General features: G+C 62.8%; 22 protein-coding genes and 1 pseudogene. 5 read left to right on the forward strand and 18 right to left on the reverse strand.

The annotated features are described in order from the left end of the window. The first annotated feature begins 29 nt into the window (after positions 1-29). Positions 30-1931, forward strand: a complete 1902-nt coding sequence (gene rhlE2 / locus TU80_RS04760) for an RNA helicase RhlE2 (RefSeq protein WP_046381778.1) — start codon at positions 30-32, stop codon at positions 1929-1931. A gap of 146 nt (positions 1932-2077) precedes the next feature. On the opposite strand, the gene TU80_RS04765 is transcribed toward rhlE2, so the two are convergent. Beyond that, entirely contained in the window at positions 2078-2674 is a 597-nt protein-coding gene (locus TU80_RS04765) for a YceI family protein (protein WP_017844972.1), read from the reverse strand. A gap of 32 nt (positions 2675-2706) precedes the next feature. Beyond that, entirely contained in the window at positions 2707-3258 is a 552-nt protein-coding gene (locus TU80_RS04770; RefSeq protein WP_017844973.1) for a cytochrome b, read from the reverse strand. A 272-nt stretch (positions 3259-3530) separates the two neighbouring features. Between TU80_RS04770 and TU80_RS04775 the strand changes: the two genes are divergently transcribed. Together TU80_RS04775 and TU80_RS04780 are read left to right on the forward strand one after the other, a co-directional pair. Then, positions 3531-4937, forward strand: coding sequence for an adenosylmethionine--8-amino-7-oxononanoate transaminase (locus TU80_RS04775; protein ID WP_057003944.1), 1407 nt, complete (start codon positions 3531-3533; stop codon positions 4935-4937). Positions 4938-4976: 39 nt separating this feature from the next. Next, positions 4977-5696, forward strand: coding sequence for a 16S rRNA (uracil(1498)-N(3))-methyltransferase (locus tag TU80_RS04780; RefSeq protein WP_017844975.1), 720 nt, complete (start codon positions 4977-4979; stop codon positions 5694-5696). 18 nt (positions 5697-5714) lie between these two features. Here TU80_RS04780 and TU80_RS04785 read toward each other — a convergent pair whose 3' ends face one another. Both TU80_RS04785 and TU80_RS04790 read right to left on the reverse strand, forming a co-directional pair. Continuing rightward, entirely contained in the window at positions 5715-6617 is a 903-nt protein-coding gene (locus TU80_RS04785; protein ID WP_057003945.1) for a transporter substrate-binding domain-containing protein, read from the reverse strand. 27 nt (positions 6618-6644) lie between these two features. Continuing rightward, complete coding sequence (locus TU80_RS04790) at positions 6645-7886, reverse strand: D-amino acid dehydrogenase (RefSeq protein WP_057003946.1); 1242 nt, start codon at positions 7884-7886, stop codon at positions 6645-6647. A 107-nt stretch (positions 7887-7993) separates the two neighbouring features. Here TU80_RS04790 and TU80_RS04795 point away from each other — a divergent pair, with 107 nt between their 5' ends. Beyond that, positions 7994-8896, forward strand: a complete 903-nt coding sequence (locus tag TU80_RS04795) for a LysR family transcriptional regulator (protein ID WP_057003947.1) — start codon at positions 7994-7996, stop codon at positions 8894-8896. A 128-nt stretch (positions 8897-9024) separates the two neighbouring features. On the opposite strand, the gene trhA is transcribed toward TU80_RS04795, so the two are convergent. After that, positions 9025-9642, reverse strand: coding sequence for a PAQR family membrane homeostasis protein TrhA (gene trhA / locus TU80_RS04800; RefSeq protein ID WP_017844979.1), 618 nt, complete (start codon positions 9640-9642; stop codon positions 9025-9027). A gap of 144 nt (positions 9643-9786) precedes the next feature. Here trhA and TU80_RS04805 point away from each other — a divergent pair, with 144 nt between their 5' ends. Beyond that, complete coding sequence (locus tag TU80_RS04805; protein WP_017844980.1) at positions 9787-10707, forward strand: LysR family transcriptional regulator; 921 nt, start codon at positions 9787-9789, stop codon at positions 10705-10707. Between the two features lie 106 nt (positions 10708-10813). Here TU80_RS04805 and madM read toward each other — a convergent pair whose 3' ends face one another. The 13 genes and pseudogenes from madM to TU80_RS31320 form a co-directional block, all read right to left on the reverse strand. Beyond that, positions 10814-11578 carry a malonate transporter subunit MadM gene (madM, locus tag TU80_RS04810; protein WP_017844981.1) on the reverse strand — a complete coding sequence of 255 codons (765 nt, stop codon included), beginning with the start codon at positions 11576-11578 and terminating at the stop codon, positions 10814-10816. A gap of 1 nt (position 11579) precedes the next feature. Beyond that, positions 11580-11993 carry a malonate transporter subunit MadL gene (gene madL, locus TU80_RS04815; RefSeq protein WP_017844982.1) on the reverse strand — a complete coding sequence of 138 codons (414 nt, stop codon included), beginning with the start codon at positions 11991-11993 and terminating at the stop codon, positions 11580-11582. Between the two features lie 66 nt (positions 11994-12059). Continuing rightward, positions 12060-12959: a malonate decarboxylase subunit epsilon gene (gene mdcH / locus TU80_RS04820; protein WP_057003948.1), complete on the reverse strand. Its 900-nt coding sequence runs from the start codon at positions 12957-12959 to the stop codon at positions 12060-12062. Beyond that, positions 12956-13552: a malonate decarboxylase holo-ACP synthase gene (locus tag TU80_RS04825; RefSeq protein WP_057003949.1), complete on the reverse strand. Its 597-nt coding sequence runs from the start codon at positions 13550-13552 to the stop codon at positions 12956-12958. The genes mdcH and TU80_RS04825 overlap by 4 nt, the downstream gene beginning before the upstream one ends. Then, a complete protein-coding gene (gene mdcE / locus TU80_RS04830; RefSeq protein ID WP_046381771.1) occupies positions 13546-14316 on the reverse strand; it encodes a biotin-independent malonate decarboxylase subunit gamma in 771 nt (256 codons plus the stop codon). The genes TU80_RS04825 and mdcE overlap by 7 nt, the downstream gene beginning before the upstream one ends. Then, entirely contained in the window at positions 14313-15155 is an 843-nt protein-coding gene (locus TU80_RS04835; RefSeq protein ID WP_057003950.1) for a biotin-independent malonate decarboxylase subunit beta, read from the reverse strand. The genes mdcE and TU80_RS04835 overlap by 4 nt, the downstream gene beginning before the upstream one ends. After that, entirely contained in the window at positions 15148-15447 is a 300-nt protein-coding gene (locus tag TU80_RS04840; RefSeq protein WP_046381769.1) for a malonate decarboxylase subunit delta, read from the reverse strand. Before TU80_RS04840 ends, TU80_RS04835 begins: the two co-directional genes overlap by 8 nt. After that, the gene (locus TU80_RS04845; RefSeq protein WP_046381768.1) at positions 15447-16295 is read right to left on the reverse strand and encodes a triphosphoribosyl-dephospho-CoA synthase; all 849 of its coding nucleotides are present in this window, start codon (positions 16293-16295) and stop codon (positions 15447-15449) included. Before TU80_RS04845 ends, TU80_RS04840 begins: the two co-directional genes overlap by 1 nt. Then, positions 16296-17966 carry a malonate decarboxylase subunit alpha gene (gene mdcA / locus TU80_RS04850; RefSeq protein ID WP_046381767.1) on the reverse strand — a complete coding sequence of 557 codons (1671 nt, stop codon included), beginning with the start codon at positions 17964-17966 and terminating at the stop codon, positions 16296-16298. Between the two features lie 242 nt (positions 17967-18208). Further along, a complete protein-coding gene (locus tag TU80_RS04855; protein WP_017844991.1) occupies positions 18209-18649 on the reverse strand; it encodes a group II truncated hemoglobin in 441 nt (146 codons plus the stop codon). Positions 18650-19148: 499 nt separating this feature from the next. Then, positions 19149-19250 (reverse strand): annotated as a pseudogene (locus TU80_RS33895) (DUF6124 family protein); the annotation flags it as partial. Positions 19251-19306: 56 nt separating this feature from the next. Further along, a complete protein-coding gene (locus TU80_RS04860) occupies positions 19307-19726 on the reverse strand; it encodes a hypothetical protein (protein ID WP_046381766.1) in 420 nt (139 codons plus the stop codon). After that, the gene (locus TU80_RS31320; RefSeq protein ID WP_082643803.1) at positions 19704-20087 is read right to left on the reverse strand and encodes a polymorphic toxin type 44 domain-containing protein; all 384 of its coding nucleotides are present in this window, start codon (positions 20085-20087) and stop codon (positions 19704-19706) included. The genes TU80_RS04860 and TU80_RS31320 overlap by 23 nt, the downstream gene beginning before the upstream one ends. Positions 20088-20343 lie beyond the last annotated feature (256 nt).

Raw genomic sequence — 20343 nt, forward strand, 5'->3', positions numbered from 1 at the left:
GCCAAGCCCTAACTAAAACAGGATTACTCATGTCCTTTGCTTCCCTCGGTCTCTCCGAGGCTTTAGTCCGCGCCATCGAGGCAGCGGGCTATACCGAGCCTACTCCGGTGCAACAGCGGGCTATTCCCGCCGTGTTGCAAGGTCGCGACCTGATGGTTGCGGCTCAGACAGGTACTGGTAAAACCGGCGGCTTCGCCCTCCCGATTCTGGAGCGGTTGTTCCCCAATGGTCACCCGGACAAGTCCCAGCGTCATGGCCCGCGCCAACCGCGCGTACTGGTCCTGACCCCTACCCGCGAACTCGCCGCCCAAGTGCACGACAGCTTCAAGCTGTATGCCCGCGACCTGAAGTTCGTCAGCGCCTGCATCTTCGGCGGCGTCGGCATGAACCCACAGGTTCAGGCCATGTCCCGTGGCGTTGACGTCCTCGTCGCCTGCCCGGGTCGCCTGCTCGACCTGTGCGGCCAAGGCAGCGTCGATTTGTCCCACGTGGAAATCCTCGTGCTCGACGAAGCCGACCGCATGCTCGACATGGGCTTTGTCCATGACGTGAAAAAGGTCCTCGCCCGCCTGCCGGCCAAACGTCAGAACCTGCTGTTCTCGGCAACGTTCTCCAACGACATCACCGCCCTGGCCGGCAAGTTGCTGCACAACCCGGAGCGCATCGAGGTCACGCCGCCGAACACCACGGTCGAGCGTATCGAACAACGCGTGTTCCGCCTGGCCGCCAGCCACAAGCGTTCGTTGCTGGCGCACCTGATCACCCACGGCGCGTGGGAACAGGTGCTGGTGTTCACCCGCACCAAGCACGGCGCCAACCGCCTGGCCGAGTACCTGGACAAGCACGGCCTCACCGCCGTCGCCATCCACGGCAACAAGAGCCAGAACGCGCGCACCAAAGCGCTGGCCGACTTCAAGGCCGGTGAAGTACGCATCCTGGTGGCCACCGATATCGCCGCACGCGGCCTGGATATCGACCAACTGCCGCACGTGGTCAACTTCGAGCTGCCTAACGTCGACGAAGACTACGTACACCGTATCGGCCGTACCGGCCGTGCCGGTCGTTCGGGCGAAGCCATCTCCCTGGTTGCGCCGGACGAAGAAAAACTGCTGAAAAGCATCGAGCGCATGACCAAGCAGAAAATCGCCGACGGCGACCTGATGGGCTTCGATGCCAGCACCGTTGAGGCCGAGAAGCCTGAGGTGCGCGAGCGTCCGGACGTGCGTAACCCACGCAACCCACGCGGTCCGAAGGGCGATGGCCCGAACGGCGGCGGTGGTGGTGGCGGTCGTCGCGACAAGGGCAAGGACAAGGGCGGCAAGGAAAAAGCGCCGACCAACGGCCGTGGCGAACGCCCGGCCCGCGAGCAGAAGCCCCGCGAAGGCACCCCGGCCCGCGAACAGCGTCAGCCGAGCCAGCCAAGCCAGCCGCCACGCGCCAGCGCCGACCGCGCGCCGGACGAGTTCCTCGACGACGATGTGGATAACTTCGGTAACCGCGTCGACTACGTGCCCCAGGCCAAACCGGCCCAGGGCCGTGGCCGTCGTCCAGGCGCTCCGGCTCCGGGCGCTGGCACTGGCGCACCGCGTGGCGGCCAGCCACAGGGCGCGCGTCAGAATGGCCCGCGCAACAGCAGCGGCGGCACCACCGGTACGCCACCGGCCAAGCGCAGCGGCCCGCGTAACGGCGCACCGCGTGATGGCCAGGCGCGTCGCGAAGACTCGCGCAGCAACAACCGCCGCCCGGCCCGTGACGACCAGCCACGCTTGTCCGAGCCAGCGGTGCAGAACCCGCGCGGCGGCCCCGCGCCGAAGATCATCCACAAGGAGTCGAAAGCCGACCGCTTCCCGACACCGGAGCAGCTGGATCAGTTGCCAGGCCGTCCTCGTGGTGAAAAACCAGCGCTGCTGACCCGCAACCGCGAAGCATAAAAAAAAACCCGTATCGCGAGATACGGGTTTTTTTGCCTGTAGGAGCGAGCTTGCTCGCGAAGGTCGTCAACGATAACGCTGGCAGCCTGAAAAAACGCGGTGTCTCTACGTTTTTCGCGAGCAACCTCGCTCCAACAAGTGAAGCGTTACTTCGCTTTCACACCTTCAAACGTCACGTACAGCTCAACATTGTTGGACGCTGGGCCCAGGTCCATCTGCTTGCCGAAGTCTTGGCGATTGAAGCTGGTGGTGCCTTCAAAACCGGCACGGTAGCCGCCCCATGGATCCTTGCCTTCACCCAGGAAGGTGGCCTTGACGACGATCGGCTTGGTCACGCCGTGCAGGGTCAGGTCGCCGGTCACGTCGGCAGTGACTTGGCCCGCAGCATTCTTACCGGTGGTTTTAACACTGGTGGAGACGAACTTGGCATCGGCAAACTTGCCAACGTCCAGGAAGTCTTTGCTGGAGATGTGCTTGTCACGTTCAGCGTGGTTGGTGAACACGCTGGCGGTGCGGACGTTGAACTCAATCTTGCTGTCTTCAGGCTTGGCGGCATCGAAGCTGAACTTGCCGTCCAGGTCCTTGAACGTACCGGTGATGAAGCTGTAGCCCAAGTGGCTGATCTTGAAGTCGACGAAGGCGTGCTGGCCTTCTTTGTCGACAACATAGTCAGCGGCCATCACCTGGCCTGCGGACAGCAGAGCAGAACCGATTGCCAGAGCAGCGAGTGTCTTTTTCAACATGCTTTCTATTCCTTGTGAGTCGAGGTTGAACATCAGGCTTTGCGCCCCAGCATTCGCGTGAGGGTCGCATCACGATCGATAAAGTGGTGTTTCAACGCGGCCACGCCGTGCAGGCCGGCGAAAACCACCAGCACCCAGGCGAGGTACAGATGCACCACGCCTGCGGTGTCTGCCTGGTCCGGCAAGCCGGAAACCAAGGCAGGAATCTCAAACAGGCCAAACACCGGGATACCCACACCGTCCGCGGTGGAAATCAGGTAACCGGCGATCATCACGGCAAACAAGCCGACATAAAGGAACCCATGGCCAAATGCAGCACCGATCCGCGTCAGCCGGCTGTAGCTGGCCAGCGCCGGTGGCGGCGGGCTGATCAGGCGCCAGACGATACGCACCAGCATGATGGCGAACAGCGTGATGCCTATGCTTTTGTGCAGATCCGGCGCGTCTTTGCGCCATGCGCTGTAGTAGTCGAGACCGACCATCCACAAGCCCAGGGCGAACAGACCAAACACCACCAGGGCCACGCCCCAGTGCAATACCATGCTGACCCAGCCGTAGCGGGCTGGTGAGTTACGTAGCTGCATGTACTTAATCCCGTAAGAACTGTGCTCAAGACTAACGATTTACCTATCGAATTAAAGCGCAATTTTTTGCTTTGAAATATCGAGAAATATGATCATAAGCCTAGGCATAATACGTTAACGAGGGATTAAGACTATTCCTAAGAAACGTGACAGACCGTCCTGTGTTTACTGCGAATTGCCCCACAATGGCTTGTGACACGGGCCTCCATTGCATAGGCTTGCGCGATTGTTTCGCCTGCGCCGGGCGCAGGACCGCTTCGAGGAGATAGACGATGGGCTTGAACAACCAGTGGATGCAACGCGACCTTGCGGTGCTGTGGCATCCCTGCACCCAGATGAAAGACCACCAGCAACTGCCGCTGATCCCGATCAAGCGCGGTGAAGGCGTGTGGCTGGAAGACTTCGAAGGCAAGCGCTACCTCGACGCCGTCAGCTCCTGGTGGGTCAACGTGTTCGGCCACGCCAACCCGCGCATCAACCAACGCATCAAAGACCAGGTCGACCAGCTGGAACACGTGATCCTCGCCGGTTTCAGCCACCAGCCGGTGATCGAACTGTCCGAGCGCCTGGTGGCGATGACGCCCGCAGGCCTGACCCGGTGCTTCTACGCCGATAACGGTTCGTCGTGCATCGAAGTCGCGTTGAAGATGAGCTTTCACTATTGGCTCAACCGCGGCCTGCCGAACAAAAAACGCTTCGTCACCCTGACCAACAGCTACCACGGCGAAACCATCGCCGCGATGTCGGTGGGCGACGTGCCGCTGTTCACCGAAACCTACAAAGCGCTGCTGCTCGACACCATCAAGGTGCCAAGCCCGGACTGCTACCTGCGCCCCGAGGGCATGAGCTGGGAAGAACACTCGCGCAACATGTTCCTGGCCATGGAACAGACCCTGGCGGACAACCACGACACAGTCGCCGCCGTAATCGTCGAACCGCTGATCCAGGGCGCCGGCGGCATGCGTATGTACCACCCGGTATACCTCAAGCTGCTGCGCGAAGCCTGCGACCGCTACGGCGTACACCTGATCCACGACGAAATCGCCGTGGGCTTCGGCCGCACCGGCAGCATGTTCGCCTGTGAACAGGCCGGTATCCGCCCGGACTTCCTGTGCCTGTCCAAGGCCCTCACCGGCGGCTACCTGCCGCTGGCGGCGGTGGTCACCACCGAAGATGTCTACAGCGCCTTCTACGACGACTACCCGACCCTGCGCGCCTTCCTGCATTCCCACAGCTACACCGGCAACCCGCTGGCGTGCGCGGCGGCCCTGGCGACCCTGGATATTTTCGAAGAAGACAACGTCATCGAAAACAACAAGGCCCTGGCCCAGCGCATGGCCACGGCCACCGCGCACCTGGCGGACCACCCCCATGTGTCGGAAGTGCGCCAGACCGGCATGGTGCTGGCCATCGAGATGGTCCAGGACAAAGCCACCAAGACCGCCTACCCCTGGCAGGAGCGCCGTGGCCTGAAGGTGTTCGAGCACGCCCTGGCGCGCGGCGCGCTGCTGCGGCCGTTGGGCAGCGTGGTGTACTTCCTGCCGCCGTATGTGATTACGCCGGAGCAGATCGACTTTTTGGCGGAAGTGGCCAGCGAAGGGATCGATATCGCCACCAACAGCAAGGTGAGCGTTGCCGTGCCCAAAGACTTCCACCCAGGCTTTCGCGATCCAGGTTGATTTGCCCTTCAAGCTTTGTATTTTTTCCAGAGAACAGACATGAGACTGTCCCGCTTTTTCACCGACACCCCGCTGAGCCTCGGCGATCACGAATTGCCTGAAGCCCAGGCGCACTACATCAGCCGCGTGCTGCGCATGGGCGAAGGCGATGCCGTGCAACTGTTCGACGGTTCCGGCCAGGAGTTTCGCGGCACGTTGCTGGAGGTCGGTAAAAAACACGTCAGCGTGCAACTGACCGAGCAATTCGCCGGGCAGGCCGAATCGCCGCTGCACATTCACCTCGGCCAGGGCCTGTCCCGCGGCGAGCGGATGGATTGGGCGATTCAGAAAGCCACCGAACTGGGCGTCAACGCCATCACGCCGATTTTCAGCGAACGCTGCGAAGTGCGCCTCAAGGACGAACGCGCCGACAAACGCCTGCTGCACTGGCGCCAGGTGGCGATCAGCGCCTGCGAGCAATGCGGGCGCTCGACGGTGCCGGTGATTCATCCACCGCTGCTACTGGCCGATTGGCTGAAGCAGACCGAGGCGGACCTGAAGCTGGTGCTGCACCCGGTGGCAGAGCCGATGGTCAGCCATGCCAAGCCATCGAGCCTGGCGTTCCTGATCGGGCCCGAAGGCGGCTTGACCGACCCTGAAGTCGACACCGCCCAAGACGCCGGCTTCCACGCCGCCCGCCTCGGCCCGCGCGTGTTGCGCACCGAAACCGCGCCGGTCGTCGCGCTGGCCGTCGCCCAACAACTGTGGGGCGACTTCTGACCGGCCCGAGGAGCGGGTTTATTCCACCGGGTCGCTGACCGGGGTGGCGAAGATCGCCTTCAACTCGGCGGTCATCGGAAACTCCAGGTTCAGGCCCTTCGGTGGGATCGGCTGTTCAAACCAGCGCCGGTAAATCCCGTTGATCTCACCGGTGCGGTACAGATCGCCCAAGGTGTCGTTGACCACCGCGAGAAACTGCGGATCGTCCTTGCGCACCATGCAGCTGTAGATTTCCCGCGACTGCTCCTCGCCCACCACCACCCAGCGATGCGGGTCCCTGGCCTTGGCGCGCTCGCCGTAGAGCAACGCATCGTCCATATAGAACGCGGCTGCGCGGCCGGTCTCGAGCATCTTGAAGGCTTCGCCGTGGTCCTTGGCGCTGATCACCGACAGGTTGCCGTTGTGCTCGGCGTTGTAACTTTTGAGGAAGCGTTCGTTGGTGGTGCCGGCGGTCGTCACCACGTTCTTGCCCTTGAGGTCGGCGAAGCCTTGGATGCCGCTGTCTTTCGCCGTCAGCAGTTGCCCCTTCACGTAGATGAAGCCGTAGGAAAACGCCACCTGCTTCTGCCGCTCGGCGGTCACCCCGGTAGAACCGCACTCCAGGTCGACGGTGCCGTTCTGCACCAGCGGGATACGGGTCTGGGAAGTCACCAGGTTGTACTTCACGCTAAGGTTGGCCACCCCGGTTTTCTGCTGGATGCGCTCGACAATCTTGTTGGCCAGGTCCACCGAATAGCCCATGGGCTTGCCGCTCTGGTCGCCCACGTAGGAAAACGGCACCGACGCATCGCGATAACCCAAGGTGATGGACTGGGTGCTGGCGATCTTACTCAACGTGCCCTCTGTCGGCGGTTCATTCGCCTGAACCGGCGCGCCGAACAAAAGCCCCAGGGTGCAACCGATCAACAGGATTTTTCTCATTGTTATTCTCCGTTGGTGTGTGACGATTCAAGCGGCGCGGGGCGCCAGGCCCTGCATATCAATCGACGGCATGTGCTGGCCGATCAGTTCGGCCAGCAGTTGGCCGCTGCCGCAGGCCAGGGTAAAACCGAGCGCGCCATGGCCCAGGTTCAGCCACAGGTTGCGATAGGCACTGGCGCCGATCAGCGGCACCCCGGTCGGCGTGGCGGGACGCATGCCGGCCCATTCGACCGCCTGGGCGTAGTCGCCGGCCAAGGGGAATGTCTCGACCGCCTGGCGCCTGATCAACGCGAGCCGCTTGGGCTCGAGGCCGGCGTCGAAACCGACGATATCGACCATCGCCGCCACCCGCAATTGCTCGCCGATCCGGGCGTACACGATCTTGCGGTCGTAGTCGGTGATGCTCACATTCGGCGCCCGATGCTGCGCGCCAATCGGCACGCTCAGGCTGTAGCCCTTGAGCGGATACAGCGGCAGCACCAGCCCCGGCAACCCCAACTCAGCGCTGCGATGCCCGGCGGCGAGGACCAGTTGCTCGACCGGCATTACCTCCTCGCCCAACTCGATGGCCTGCACCGCACCGGCGCTGTGACGGATCCCGGTGACCTTGCGCCCCAGCAAGAAGCGGCAATGCCCCGACGCTTGCAGGCGCGCCGCCAGGCGTTGGCAGAAGGCGTGACAATCGGCCACTTCCTCGTTCGGCGTGTAGATCCCACCGACAAAACCACCGCTCGCCAGCGCCGGCTCCAGGCGGGTGCAATCGGCCGCCGACAGCACCTGCTGTTGCAGGATATCCGTGACCTTGCGGCGCGCATGCTCGAAGGTGTCGGCGTTGCGAAACGTCACCAGCTTGCCGTTGCGCCGCCAGTCGAAGCCATCCAGGCGATCATCCTCGCGCCATTGCTGCAAGGTGGCCTGGCTCAGGCTCGCCAGGCGCAGCAGGTGGGCGGCATTGCGCCGGTTCACCGAGCCACGGCAGGCGCCGAGGAACGCCGCCATCCAGCGCCATTGCTGCGGGTCGAGGCGCGGGCGCAGCTTCAATGGCGAATCACCGCGCAGCAGCCAGCCAAGCGCTTGCAGCGGCACGCCGGCATCAGCCAGCGGCGCAACGTAGCGATACGACAACTGCCCACCGTTGGCGAAACTGGTTTCGCTGCCCAGGGTGTCGCGCGCGTCGATCAGCGTCACGTCATGCCCGGCGCGCACCAGCGCGTAGGCGCTTGCCAGGCCGATGACCCCACCCCCGATGATACAAACCTGCCTGGCCATCCCCGCTCCTCGCCGTTGAATAAGACGGCTCAAGCGTAGGGGCAGGTGACAGGCCCGCGACAATGAATAAAGATGGGTCACCTATAAGCAAAGGTTATGGACTCGCCATGCGCTTGCGTCATATCGAAATCTTCCAGGCCATCCGCCAAACCGGCTCCATCAGCGCCGCCGCGCAATTGCTGCACGTCTCGCAGCCGGCGGTGAGCAAAGTGTTGCAGCACGCCGAGTTGCAACTGGGCTTCCCGCTGTTTCTGCGCGTGCGCGGCAAATTGCAGCCCACGCCGGAAGCCCTGGCGTTGGAACGCGAAGTCGAGAAAGTCAGCGAAAGCCTGCAAGGCGTAAGGCGCCTGGCCAAGAGTCTGCGCCGGTCGCCGGCGCAGAGTGTGCGGATCGGTGCGATCCCGGCGCTGGCGCTGTCGTTGCTGCCACCGGCGATTCTGCAGTGGAAGCGCGCTTACCCGGACATTGCCTGCGAACTGTCCAGCGACCATAGCCGCGAGTTGGTGCAGAAGCTGTTGATGCGCGAAATCGACCTGGCGCTGACCCTCAACTTCGCCGGCCACCCGGGGCTCACCACCCAAGTGCTGGCCAACGGAGCCTTGGTCGCGCTGGCGTCCAAGGGTTATTGGAGCGACGCGCAAACCCACCAGCCGCTGCCCTTGGCGGAGCTGGCGGGAGCGCCGTTGATTGGCCTGTCCAGCGCCGACCCGTTGGCGGCAAAGCTCGACAGTTACCTGGAGAAAGTCGACCCGCCACCACGGGTGAGCCTCTCGGTGCAGACCTACTCCCTGGCTCGCGCGATGGTGGAATCCGGCGCCGGCCTGACCGTCATCGACCCCTTCACCGCCCTCGGCGCGTCGACGGCGACCACCTGCATCCGCACGCTCACACCGCCGCTGCCGATCACCCTGTACGCCCTGACCCGCGCCGACGAACCGCCGCCGCACATGTTGGCCAACCTGCTGCAGATCTTCGGTGAGCGTGCCCGGGAGCTGCTCGAACGCCTGTGAGAACGCCGAGGACTCCATGTGGGAGGGGGCTTGCCCCCGATGGCGGTGGTTCAGCCAGCATATTTGCCAACTGACACACCGCCATCGGGGGCAAGCCCCCTCCCACATTTTTTAGACCGCGTCGTGCGTTAGAGCACGTAATGCATGATCGCCACGAAATGCAGCAAACTGCCGCCGATCACAAACAGATGCCAGATCCCATGGGAATGCCGCAGGCGATCCTCCAGGGCAAAAAAGATGATGCCGACGGTGTACAACACCCCGCCCGCCGCCAGCCAGATAAACCCCGCCGTGCCCAGCGCGGCAATCAGCGGCTTGACCGCCACCAGCACGATCCAGCCCATCACCGCATAGATCACGATCGACAGAACCCGTGCTTCAGAACGCGGTTTGATCTCCTGCAGAATGCCGATCACCGCCAGCCCCCACACGATCCCGAACAACGTCCAGCCCCACGGCCCTCTTAAACTGACCAGGCAAAACGGCGTGTAACTGCCGGCGATCAACAGGTAGATCGAAAAGTGATCGACCTTCTGCATGATCGCTTTTCGCCGCCCCTGCACGCTGTGATACACCGTCGACGCGCTGTACAGCACCATCAACGTAAACCCATAAATCGCCACGCTGACAATCTTCCAGGGGCTGCCGTCCAGGCTCGCCACCACCAACATCCACACCGCGCCCACACACGCCGCGACTGCACCGAGCAAATGGCTCCAGGCGTTGAATCGTTCCCCGTGGTACATCTGTCACTGACCTCCCGTAACCGTTGACCGCTGGCTGGCAAGCGTCCCGCCTTGTGCATCAGAGTGCAAGGGCCTTATGACGTTCCGGCGACGCCGCACGGTTTTGCGGGCACAATCGGCAGCATTCGAACAAGAGCCACGGCCATGTTGATCGACGAAGAGTTCACCCTCAAAAAGCTGGAAATCTTCCTGGCCTTCATGCGTACCGGCAACCTGGCCCGCGCCGCTGCCGAGCTGCAAACCAGCAACGTCAGCGTACACCGCGCCATCCACTCCCTGGAAAACGCCCTGCGCTGCCCGCTGTTCAAGCATGAAGGCCGCAACCTCACCCCGCTGGAAAGCGCCTACGTGCTCGAAGAGCGCGCACAAAAGCTGGTGCAGGACGCAGTCGACAGCATCCGCCTGACCCGCGAAGCCGCCGGCTTCTCCGCCGAACGCTTCAAGCTCGGCTCGCTGTATTCGCTGACGGTGAAAACCGTGCCGCAGCTGATCATGGGCCTGAAACTGCGCCGCAGCGAACTCAACATCGACCTGATCCTCGGCTCCAACTTCGACCTGCTGTATAAGCTCAAGAACATGGAAGTCGACGCGATCCTGATCTCCCTCGACGAACGCGCCAACGACCCCGATTGCGAACAGATCGCGTTGTTCTCCGACGACATCTTCCTCGCCACGCCCGCCGACTCGCCCTTCGACCGCGACCAGCAGATCGACCTGGCCGACGTGCGCGACGCCACGTTCATCACCCTCACCCAAGGCTTCGCCACCCACCAGGACGGCAACCGTGTGTTCAAGCAAGCGGGGTTCGAACCGAAGGTGGCGATGCAGGTCAATGACATCTTCACCCTGCTGAGCATGGTCAGTTCGGGGGTCGGTTATGCGCTGCTGCCAGGAAGGATTGCGGCGGTGTATGAGAACCGCGTGAAGCTGATACCGCTGCAACCCCGGTATCGGTTGCAGCAGCATATCGGGGTGGTGTTCTTGAAGGCCAAGGAGCGTGATCCGAATTTGCTGGCGTTGTTGGCCGAATGTCGGATGTATGCCAATCGGCAGGTGACAGCCTGACAGACCGTCATCGGGGGCAAGCCCCCTCCCACATTGAAACGCACTCCAAATGTGGGAGGGGGCTTGCCCCCGATAGCGCCAGCCCAATCACCGCAAAACCCCAAAGTCAGCCCACCAACCCTCGCACAATGAAGTACAGCAACGAAGGCCCGAGCAAACAGCCAAGCCCGGTGTGGAACGTCGCGGTCAGCGCGCCATACGGCACCAGGCGCCGATCCGTCGCCGCCAGCCCCGCCGTCACGCCACTCACCGTACCGGCCAGCCCACCGAACACCATCGCCGAACGCGGGTTATCCAGGCCCATCCAACGCGCCGCAACCGGCGTGCCGACCATCACCAGAATCGCCTTGATCAAGCCAGTGGCAATCGACAGCGCCATCACATCCGAGGTCGCGCCGATCGCCGCACCGGTCACCGGGCCGACGATGTAGGTCACGGCGCCGGCGCCGATGGTGGTCATGCTGATCGCATCGCGATAACCGAACACCCAGGCCATGCTTGCACCGACGATAAACGGCAGGATCGTGCCCAGCAGCAGCGCAATCACACCGATCATCCCGGCCTTGCGCGCTTCGGTGGCTTGCACTTCAAACGCCGTGGCGACGATGGCGAAGTCGCGCAGCATTGCGCCGCCCATCAGGCCGATGCCGGAGAACAGCGATATATCCGCCAGGCCTTTTTGCCCGCCGGTCATAGTGCCGCCGACCCAGGCCAGCACCAGGCCGATCACGATGGCAATCGCCGAGCCGTGAACGCGCCCGAACGTCAGACGCTTGGACAGCACCACAGAAATCCACATCACCACGCCCACGAACGCAAAGGCAGTGACCAGGCCGTTATGCTCCAAACCCTTTTCAATGAGAGCCCACATATCAGCGGCCTCCTACGACAGGTGTCGGTGTGATCAGCGGTTCTTCATCGGGCAGCGGTTCGCCCTTGTGCGTGCGGCTGATCAACGCGATGGTGCAACCACACACCACCACCGAACCAATCGCCGCGAGTACCGCGACCGGGCCGCCGTGCAGAGCGGTGACCACATTTTGTTGCGCGGCCATCGCCACCACCACAGGGATGTACATCGCGCCCCAGAAGCCGACGCCCATTTCGCAATCCTTGGTCATACCGCCGCGTTTGTGCATCCACAGCCGTGCGCAGATCAGCAGGATCATCGCGATGCCCACCCCGCCCACGTTGGATTTGACGCCGAGCAACACGCCAAGCATGTCGCCCATGATCACGCCCGCGAGCGTGCAGATCGCCAGCAATGCCACACCGTAAATAATCATTGTTGTTGTCCTCAAAGTGCTCGATCGATTTTTTGTTGTTGTGCTTCGAAAGCCTTGGGTGGTGCTTTATCGGTGGCGGCGCTCCTCCTCTTCCAGCAGGGCCTGCAAGGTGTCCAGGCGCGCACCTTCGCAGGCGATCACCGTGCCGTGTTCGAACACGCGGCGTGACAAGCCGGTGAGAACGGCGCCGGGGGGCAGTTCGATCTGCAGGCGCACGCCGCGCTCATAGGCGCTTTGCACGGTGCCGCGCCAGTCGACGACGCGGCACATGTTGAAGGCCAGGTCGTCGCGCAGTTGCGCAGGGTCGCGGATCGGCCGCGCCCGGGTGCTGCTCAAGTAGCTGATGCGCGGAGCCTTGAGCGTGACGAACGCTTCAGCCAGCACCTGGGCCGGGCGCTCCAGCAGCGCGCAATGGGACGGCACGCTGACGGCCAGGCGCCTGGCGATGCCGTTGCCTTTGACGCGCTGGGCGACACGCTGCATCGCTTCATCGCTGCCGGCGATCACCGTCTGGTTGTCGGCGTTGATATTGGCCAGGTACACCGGGGTTTCGGGACTATGGATGGCGGCCAGCAGGGTTTCGACAGTGGATAAATCCGGGCCGATCAGGGCGGTCATGCCGTAGCCCTGTGGATAAGCCTGCTGCATCAGTTCGCCACGCAGGCTGACCAGCCGGACGGCGTCGGCAAAGTCCAGGGCACCGGCAATCACCGCCGCCGGGTAAGCGCCGATGGACAAACCCGCCACATAATCCGGCGTGCGCGCCAACAGGCGCGCATGGGCCACACCCGCAATCAACAGGCACAACTGCACAGCGCGGGTACTGACCAAGGCCCGCGCAGAGTCGAGTGGGCGAACGTCTTCAGCCAAGGCCTCGCTGGCTTCGTCCAGCACCGACGCGGGCAAATGCCGAAGCATGCCAGGGCGTTGCGCACCCTGCCCCGGAAACACCAGCAGGCTGCTCATACCAGCGCCTGCCAGGGATCGATGACCAGGTGCGCGCCGCTGGCGGTTTTGAGTAATACGCGACGTGACGAGCCGGCCCATTCGCGCAAGGCGACGGCGCCAAACGGGGTTTGCAGTTGCAGGTCCACGGCGCAGACCGCCGTGTCCAGGATCGCCAGCAAGTCCCCGGCGTCGCGTCGCTCCAGCGGCTCGGGGGTGCGCAGGATCAAATCCAGATCGCTGGCGTCATGCAGCGCTTCGATGCCCGTGGCCAATTCAAAACCCGCACTGCCGCTGACGCCCCAATCCTTCTGCGCCAGCAGCGGCCGCAGTTGAGCCAGCGCCTGCAATGCCGGCAAATCCCGTGGCGATGTCACCTCGCGCAGGGCTTGCGGCGTCACGCGCCGCCGTACCAGCGCCAGCGGCATCTGCGCGGCGAAACGCTGCTCGCGCAAACGCCCGCGCACGCCGACCGCCACCTGGCCCGGTTGCGCAATGGCGCGGCGGACCACCACCGGCTGCCCGGCACCGAGCGCCTCCAGCACCCAGGCCGGCGCATCGGCAGGCACATGCGCCGGGGTCATGCCCCAGAGCAGGTCGTGGGCGTTCACCATTGCGCCCGCAGCAGTTGGCGCACATGGCTGGAGGCGGCGCGATGGGGCGCACCCAGGCGACCGCTCAAATCACGGCCATCGACATCCTTGATCGCACTGACCAGGCAGTCACTGACCCGCGCCACATCGTCCTTCGTCGGCTGTTCAATCTGGCTGACCGACAAGGTCTCCCAGAGCAAACCGAGGCTGGCATAACTGTCGATGTCATAGGCCATCGGCGGCACGCTGGCGGCCAGGGCTTCGAGCTCTTCGACGCTGCGCAGGGTCACCCGCGCCGCCGAGGCCTTGCCCATGGCGTGAACCATCACGCCGGGGTCGCGCAGGGCGATCAGGCGGTTGGCCTGGTAGCCGTGGGCGAGGAACGCGCCGGACATGGCCTTGCCCACCAACAACCCGATCACCGGGTGCCCGGCCAGACGGGCCCGAGCGTAGCTGTCGACCGCGGCGGCCAGGGCTTGATGGATGCCGAGGGCTTCTTCGCGACGGCCATAGGCCTGGCTCGGCACATCGACGATGGCGATCAATGGGCGCTGGTCGCCGGTCGCAATGGCTTCATCCACGGCTTTGGCCAACCCCCAGCCTTCGAGCAGGCCGACTTCGCCATTGCGTGCGCGGGGGAAGCGGTTTTGCGCGTCGGGGACCACGGCGATAAAGCGCACCTTGTGTTCACCCAATACGCCATCGGCGACTTTCAGCGAGTCCGGCAACCCTTCCACGGGTTGGGCGCCGGCACTCAACGCGTTGAACCACTGCAAGCCTCTCATGAGCGTTCTCCCTGATACAGATCGCGAACCGTCGCCGGGTCGATTTGCGGTTCGGCGTCCAGTTCAGCCAGGCGCGCCAGATAGAAGTCGGCGCGGCGACTGCGTTGTTGAGCGGGCAAGCCGAGCTGCAATAGCGCGCTGACGGTCTGCTGAATCTGCGCGACATCGTCCGCCACGTAACGGTCGGCCAAGCCGCTGTTGAAGCGTTGTTCGCCACCGGTCAGGCTCCAGATAAAGGGCCGGTCGCGGGAATCGTATTCATCCAGGCCGGCTTCCTGCTCGATCACCTGCGGACCGTTCAAGCCCAGGCGCGCTTCGCGGGTCACCAGCAGATAGCTGCACAGCCCGGCGGCGATGGACATCCCGCCAAAGCAACCGACGCTGCCCGCCACCACGCCGATCACCGGCTGATACTGGCGCAGATCGACAATCGCGGCGTGGATATCGGCAATCGCCGCCAGGCCCAGGTTGGCTTCCTGCAGGCGCACGCCACCGGTTTCCAACAGCAGCACGGCGCGGGTCGGGATGCCGTTGCGGTTGTCTTCGGCCGCCAGTTCAAGGGCGCCGGCGATTTTTGCGCCGCCGACCTCACCGAGGCTGCCGCCCTGAAAGTTGCCTTCGATCACGGCGATCACCACCGGCTTGCCGGCGATATTGCCTTTGGCGATCACCACACCGTCGTCGGCCTGGGGCACCACGCCCTGACGGCTGAGCCAGGGCGACATGACCCGCTCGAACGGGTCGATCAGTTCACGGTAAGAACCTGCGTCCAACAAGGCCCTGGCCCGTTGCCGTGCGCCCAGTTCGACGAAGCTGTGTTTGCTGAGCAAGTCAGTCATGGCCGATCTCCTCGAAGCCCTGTTCCAGGCGCAGGCGCACCACGCCGGGCGTGGCACCGAAGTCGTGGATATCAATGTTCAACGCGGGCGGCGTGTGCTCCTGGAAGATCCGCTCGAACAGGTGCTGCCAGCGCTGTTCGGCGCCATTCACCGAGGTCTGTACCTGAATGCTCAGGATGCCGGGCGTGCCCGGTTCCAGCAGCACTTCGAGGTCGCCCGAACCGACACACCCCACCAGCGCGCGACCTTTGGGCGGCTGCCCGGCGGGAAATTCAAAGGATAAGGTTTCCATCAAAACGCTCCATCGAGGCGGTCGATAAACAGGCAGGCGGCCAACAGGTCGGCGGCGCCGCCGGGGGAGGCATTCAGGGCCAACAGCTGTTGGTCGAGTTCGTGCAAATGGCGGCGACCGGCCAGGGTCGCGCTGCCGCCTGCGTCGAGCACCGCTTGGGCGCCGTGTTGCATGGCGTGCAGGCCCGCGGTGCCGGCGCGGTAGAGCACGCAGGTGTCGGCCAGGTCGGTCATGATCGCGAGCAACGCATCCAGGCGCGCGTTCTGTTCACCGGCCTGTTGCTGGCGGCTTTTGTGCAGTTGCGGCAGGCCGCGTTGCAACACCGAGGGGAAACCCAGTTGGGCTTCCTCACGGGCACCGCGTGCGCCGTAGCGTTGCGCCACCTGCGCGCCGTGGCTCATGGGTTGCGGGGCATGGCGATCATCGAGTAGGGCCAGTTTTGCCGCTGTCAGGGTTACGGCATTCGGGTGAAGGGATTGGGGTTCCAGTGCCGCTGCCGCAGTGAGTAAGCCGAGGGCCCAGATCGCACCGCGATGGGTGTTCACGCCGAGGGTGGTGACGAGCATCGCCTGTTCACCCTCACGACCGATGCGGCCGAGGGCTTCGCGCAGGGGCAAGCCGACTTCACCGATGTCGCGGGCGGCTTCGGCCATTGCCAGGAACATCGGCCACAGCGACAGCGCCGAGGCATGCATCAGGCCCAGGTGCAAATCGCGGTGGGCGCCGTTGCCACGACGGTCCACCAGGGCCGGTTTGGGCGACAGGTCGGCTTCGTCGATCAGGGCGTCGACGGCCAGGTCCGCCAGGCGTTCGGCAACGCTGAGTGGGTGCAGTTTGAGGGCGCGCATTTACCAGCTCCTGAACTTGGCGGGAGGGTTGTACAAACCGCCGGACCACTCCACCAAGTCGGCCACGCTCTTGGCGGCCAACAACTCACGGGTGGCGTCGGTGCGGCGGATGCCGAGGTCTTCGGGCCAGGCGATCAGGCCCTCACGGCGCATGCGCGCGGTGTCCTTGGGGTTATGGCGCATGCCGATGGCGGTCACCCCGGCGACGGCGGCGATCATCGCCTGGCGCTCTTCCAGGGAGCGCGCCTTGTACAGGTAGGCGATGCCTTCTTCGGTGAGCAAGTGGGTGACGTCGTCACCGTAGATCATGATCGGTGCCAGGGGCATGCCGCTTTTGCGCGCCACCTCCACCGCGTCGAGGGTGTTGACGAAGGTCGGTTTGCCGCCTTCCTGGAACGTCTCGACCATTTGCACCACGAGCTTTTTGCCGCGCTCCAAGAGTGCTTCGGGAGCATCCTCGTGACGCATGTCGAGCCAGGCCGGGGTGCCATGGCGGCGGCCACGCGGGTCGTGGCCCATGTTCGGTGCGCCGCCGAAACCGGCGAGGCGCCCGCGGGTGACCGTGGAGGAATGCCCGTCGCCGTCGACTTGCAGGGTGGCGCCGATAAACAGGTCCACCGCGTATTGGCCGGCCAGTTGGCAGAACATGCGGTTGGAGCGCATGGAACCGTCGCGGCCGGTGAAGAACACATCCGGGCGGGCGGCGATGTAGTGTTCCATGCCCAGTTCAGTGCCGAAGCAATGCACGCTTTCGACCCAGCCGCTTTCAATGGCGGGGATCAGCGTGGGGTGCGGGTTGAGGGTCCAGTTGCGGCAGATCTTGCCCTTAAGACCCAGGGATTCGCCGTAGGTGGGCAGGATCAATTCGATGGCGGCGGTATTGAAGCCGATGCCGTGGTTGAGCGACTGCACGTTGTGTTTTTCGTAGATGCCGCGGATTGCCATCATCGCCATCAGCACATGCACCGGCTTGATGTGGCGCGGGTCACGGGTGAACAGCGGTTCGATGTAGAACGGCTTGTCGGCCACCACCACGAAGTCGACCCAACTGGCCGGGATGTCGACGCGGGGCAAGTCGGTGACGTCATCCACCAACTGATTGACCTGCACGATGACAATGCCATCGCTGAACGCTGCCGGCTCGATCAGCGCCGGGGTGTCTTCGGTACTCGCGCCGGTGTAGATATTACCGGCGCGGTCGGCCATGAAACCGGCCGAGAGCACCACATTGGGGATCAGGTCCACCACCAGCCGGGCGTAGAGTTCGATGTAGGTGTGGATCGCGCCGATTTCCAGCAGGCCGTCTTCCAGCAACTGGCTGATGCGCAGGGATTGGGTGCCGGCGAAAGAGAAGTCGAGCTTGCGCGCGATGCCCTTTTCAAACAGGTCCAAGTGCTCGGACCGGCCGACACTGGGCATGATCATGTGCAAATCGTGGAGCTTGGCCGGGTCAGCCTTGGCCAGGGAGCGCGAGAGGAAATCCGCCTGCTTCTGGTTATTGCCCTCCAGCACCACGCGGTCGCCGGGGAGGATCAGGGCTTCGAGGGCCTCGACGATTTTGTCGCTGGGCAGCACGGCCCCATCCGCATACTGCTTGACCAGCCCGAGCCGCCGCTGCTTCTCGTCGCGCCGCCGCGTCCAGCGCGAGTCGGGGGTAATTATTGTTGTCATGGTCGCTCCACGGGTTTGCTGTCGTGGGCTGTACCTTAGGAGTGATTCAGAGGGGCATCAATCAAGCTGGGCGGCGAATCGTTACGGCTGGAGTAATGAATCAGTGACAGACACGGGGTCAAGCCTAATGGGGAGCAACATGCCCCCCAACGCAGCCCACGGCGCTACTCGAAGCGAGGTAAATGCGGAACCACAGTCGGCTTTTGCGCACGAAGCCTCCAGTTGGGAGAGTTAACCGACGTTCAAAGCGGCGCCGCAACACCTGCGCGGCTGCCATCGGTATTAATCATGTGGTCGGCCATTTCGGAAAACATACGTTGCAGCTTCGCATTCAGGACTGCGTCATCCACCTGCTCGTTGATTGCCTGACGCATGCACAGCATCCATTCGTCGCGCTCGACAATACTGACTGCAAAGGGCGCATGTCGCATGCGCAAACGCGGGTGGCCACGTTCCTGTTGAAACAGTGGCGGGCCGCCAAGCCAGCCACTCAGGAACTTGAATAGACTGTCGGCGCTGCCGGCAAGACTCGGCGGGTGCATCTGGCGCACTCTTCGCGCCTCGCACAGCACCTCCATCAATTCGTAAAAGCGGTCGACCAGTTTATGGATACCCGCCTCTCCCCCTAACTGGAGATAAGTACTGGTGTTGTTCTTATGCACGGTACTCAATAGTTCAGTCATATCGTCAGCACTCAATGTTGGAACTTTATCCCGCCCGCAAGCACATGCGTCACACAGCACTGCCATTGGCAGATAACGCCGCCGTCGTTTATCGCAACGGGCCATGACCAGGCAGTTAGCACGCGCCATGCCAAGAGCGGAAATGTGTTTTTTATTGATTGATAACAAATACTTAACTATTCGAGCACGAAGATGGCAGATGCGTTGGCAGTCACATCTTCTGCCAATCGGCTATGACGGCAGTGGTTGGCAGTCAGGGTGCGGGCGAGCGCCTACGACTTGTGGCAGGCCGAGCATTGGGAGCAGCGGATTGATTGAGCTCTGAAGACGAGCGCTAACCTGTGTGGGAGGGGGCTCGCCCCCGATGGCAGTGGCTCAGTTACAGATACTGAGACTGACACACCGCCATCGGGGGCAAGCCCCCTCCCACATTTGTTCGGTGATGTCTTTTAAATAGCGGTCCCCAAAAGGGAGTGATCAGTCGCTGTTTGGGAACGTTTCAAGATGCTGGAGAAGGGCTGACTTGATCCCGCGCTCTGTCGACCAGCAACTGCCCCAAAGCCGCCATTTGCTGGATTCCGAGCATGATTGCGCGCTGCGAGCGACACGTTCATGCAGGGCGCAAAATATTGCAGGAAGAATCCGAACGCTGACTCATCACAACTCCATCACCACCTTGACCGCTCCAAGACCTTCGAGGGCGTAGCTGTTGTACTCATACACGCCCCCCTGAATATCCAACCGAAGCACGCCCTCATGCTCACTTACTTGCACATCGGGTTCTTTGGTTTTCAGAAATGGATGAGCCGACACCAACCCTGTGAGTATTTCCTGATCACTCCCCAGGTCCTTATGAACGTAGTACCTGTAGGAAAAGCCCACCGTCGCACCACCCTGCCCATCCCGCGCGCCGTAGATTGAGGTGCCGTTGCCCAAGGAATGTTTCAACACCACCTCATCCAGATCCGGTGTCCCGGGCGACATGACCCAACTGCCCGCGATATAAATCAGGCAGACCACTAACAGGCAGTTACGCAGGATCGGTATGAAGCCTTCAGTGGCCTTGAGAAATCGCATACTCAATACCTCTCCTTATCCAATATTGATCTCGCGGGTCATCACCAAAAGGATCACCTCCCCACCATGATCCAAAATCCGGATGGGTGGTTTTTGCGATGGTCTGAGCAACACCAGCGGCGCGCAGCAACACGTGCTCAGGACTGCCCAACACCGTACCAGTTGCACCGTAATTGAAGTTACCAAAAGCCTCGTATTGGCGCCCTCGCTTCTTGTAGTTCCATGGCCCGGCAGCTCTGACCTGAGAATAAAACCAGGAGTAGGCGAACGCCGAGCCTGACTGGAGATGAACACGCTTGCATTTGGCTATTGCCATATTTTCTAGAAGTGAAACACCAGGCGGCATTAACGGTACGGCCATGTGCCGGTCCTTGTTGGCAGTGAGGGGTGCTGAAATTGGCATCCCACTCAGGCCAGAAAACCTGCCCAATCAAAGCAAAGAAATTGCCTACATAAACAACATCCCATTCCGACAGAGGCTCGCCCCCGATGGCAGTGGCTCAGTTACAGATACTGAGACACCGCCATCGGGGGCAAGCCCCCTCCCACATTTGTTCGGCGGTGTCTTTTAAATAGCGGTCCCCAAAAGGGAGTCCCATTCAGGCCGGAAAACCTGT

Source organism: Pseudomonas veronii (genome assembly GCF_001439695.1).
GTDB classification, from domain to species: Bacteria; Pseudomonadota; Gammaproteobacteria; order Pseudomonadales; family Pseudomonadaceae; genus Aquipseudomonas; species Aquipseudomonas veronii.

Bases quoted from the DNA above. Each gene is read 5' to 3' on its own strand.
- rhlE2 (WP_046381778.1), top strand. From the start codon at position 30: ATGTCCTTTGCTTCCCTCGGTCTCTCCGAGGCTTTAGTCCGCGCCATC.
- TU80_RS04765 (WP_017844972.1), bottom strand. From the start codon at position 2,674: ATGTTGAAAAAGACACTCGCTGCTCTGGCAATCGGTTCTGCTCTGCTG.
- TU80_RS04770 (WP_017844973.1), bottom strand. From the start codon at position 3,258: ATGCAGCTACGTAACTCACCAGCCCGCTACGGCTGGGTCAGCATGGTA.
- TU80_RS04775 (WP_057003944.1), top strand. From the start codon at position 3,531: ATGGGCTTGAACAACCAGTGGATGCAACGCGACCTTGCGGTGCTGTGG.
- TU80_RS04780 (WP_017844975.1), top strand. From the start codon at position 4,977: ATGAGACTGTCCCGCTTTTTCACCGACACCCCGCTGAGCCTCGGCGAT.
- TU80_RS04785 (WP_057003945.1), bottom strand. From the start codon at position 6,617: ATGAGAAAAATCCTGTTGATCGGTTGCACCCTGGGGCTTTTGTTCGGC.
- TU80_RS04790 (WP_057003946.1), bottom strand. From the start codon at position 7,886: ATGGCCAGGCAGGTTTGTATCATCGGGGGTGGGGTCATCGGCCTGGCA.
- TU80_RS04795 (WP_057003947.1), top strand. From the start codon at position 7,994: ATGCGCTTGCGTCATATCGAAATCTTCCAGGCCATCCGCCAAACCGGC.
- trhA (WP_017844979.1), bottom strand. From the start codon at position 9,642: ATGTACCACGGGGAACGATTCAACGCCTGGAGCCATTTGCTCGGTGCA.
- TU80_RS04805 (WP_017844980.1), top strand. From the start codon at position 9,787: ATGTTGATCGACGAAGAGTTCACCCTCAAAAAGCTGGAAATCTTCCTG.
- madM (WP_017844981.1), bottom strand. From the start codon at position 11,578: ATGTGGGCTCTCATTGAAAAGGGTTTGGAGCATAACGGCCTGGTCACT.
- madL (WP_017844982.1), bottom strand. From the start codon at position 11,993: ATGATTATTTACGGTGTGGCATTGCTGGCGATCTGCACGCTCGCGGGC.
- mdcH (WP_057003948.1), bottom strand. From the start codon at position 12,959: ATGAGCAGCCTGCTGGTGTTTCCGGGGCAGGGTGCGCAACGCCCTGGC.
- TU80_RS04825 (WP_057003949.1), bottom strand. From the start codon at position 13,552: ATGGTGAACGCCCACGACCTGCTCTGGGGCATGACCCCGGCGCATGTG.
- mdcE (WP_046381771.1), bottom strand. From the start codon at position 14,316: ATGAGAGGCTTGCAGTGGTTCAACGCGTTGAGTGCCGGCGCCCAACCC.
- TU80_RS04835 (WP_057003950.1), bottom strand. From the start codon at position 15,155: ATGACTGACTTGCTCAGCAAACACAGCTTCGTCGAACTGGGCGCACGG.
- TU80_RS04840 (WP_046381769.1), bottom strand. From the start codon at position 15,447: ATGGAAACCTTATCCTTTGAATTTCCCGCCGGGCAGCCGCCCAAAGGT.
- TU80_RS04845 (WP_046381768.1), bottom strand. From the start codon at position 16,295: ATGCGCGCCCTCAAACTGCACCCACTCAGCGTTGCCGAACGCCTGGCG.
- mdcA (WP_046381767.1), bottom strand. From the start codon at position 17,966: ATGACAACAATAATTACCCCCGACTCGCGCTGGACGCGGCGGCGCGAC.
- TU80_RS04855 (WP_017844991.1), bottom strand. From the start codon at position 18,649: ATGACTGAACTATTGAGTACCGTGCATAAGAACAACACCAGTACTTAT.
- TU80_RS04860 (WP_046381766.1), bottom strand. From the start codon at position 19,726: ATGCGATTTCTCAAGGCCACTGAAGGCTTCATACCGATCCTGCGTAAC.
- TU80_RS31320 (WP_082643803.1), bottom strand. From the start codon at position 20,087: ATGGCCGTACCGTTAATGCCGCCTGGTGTTTCACTTCTAGAAAATATG.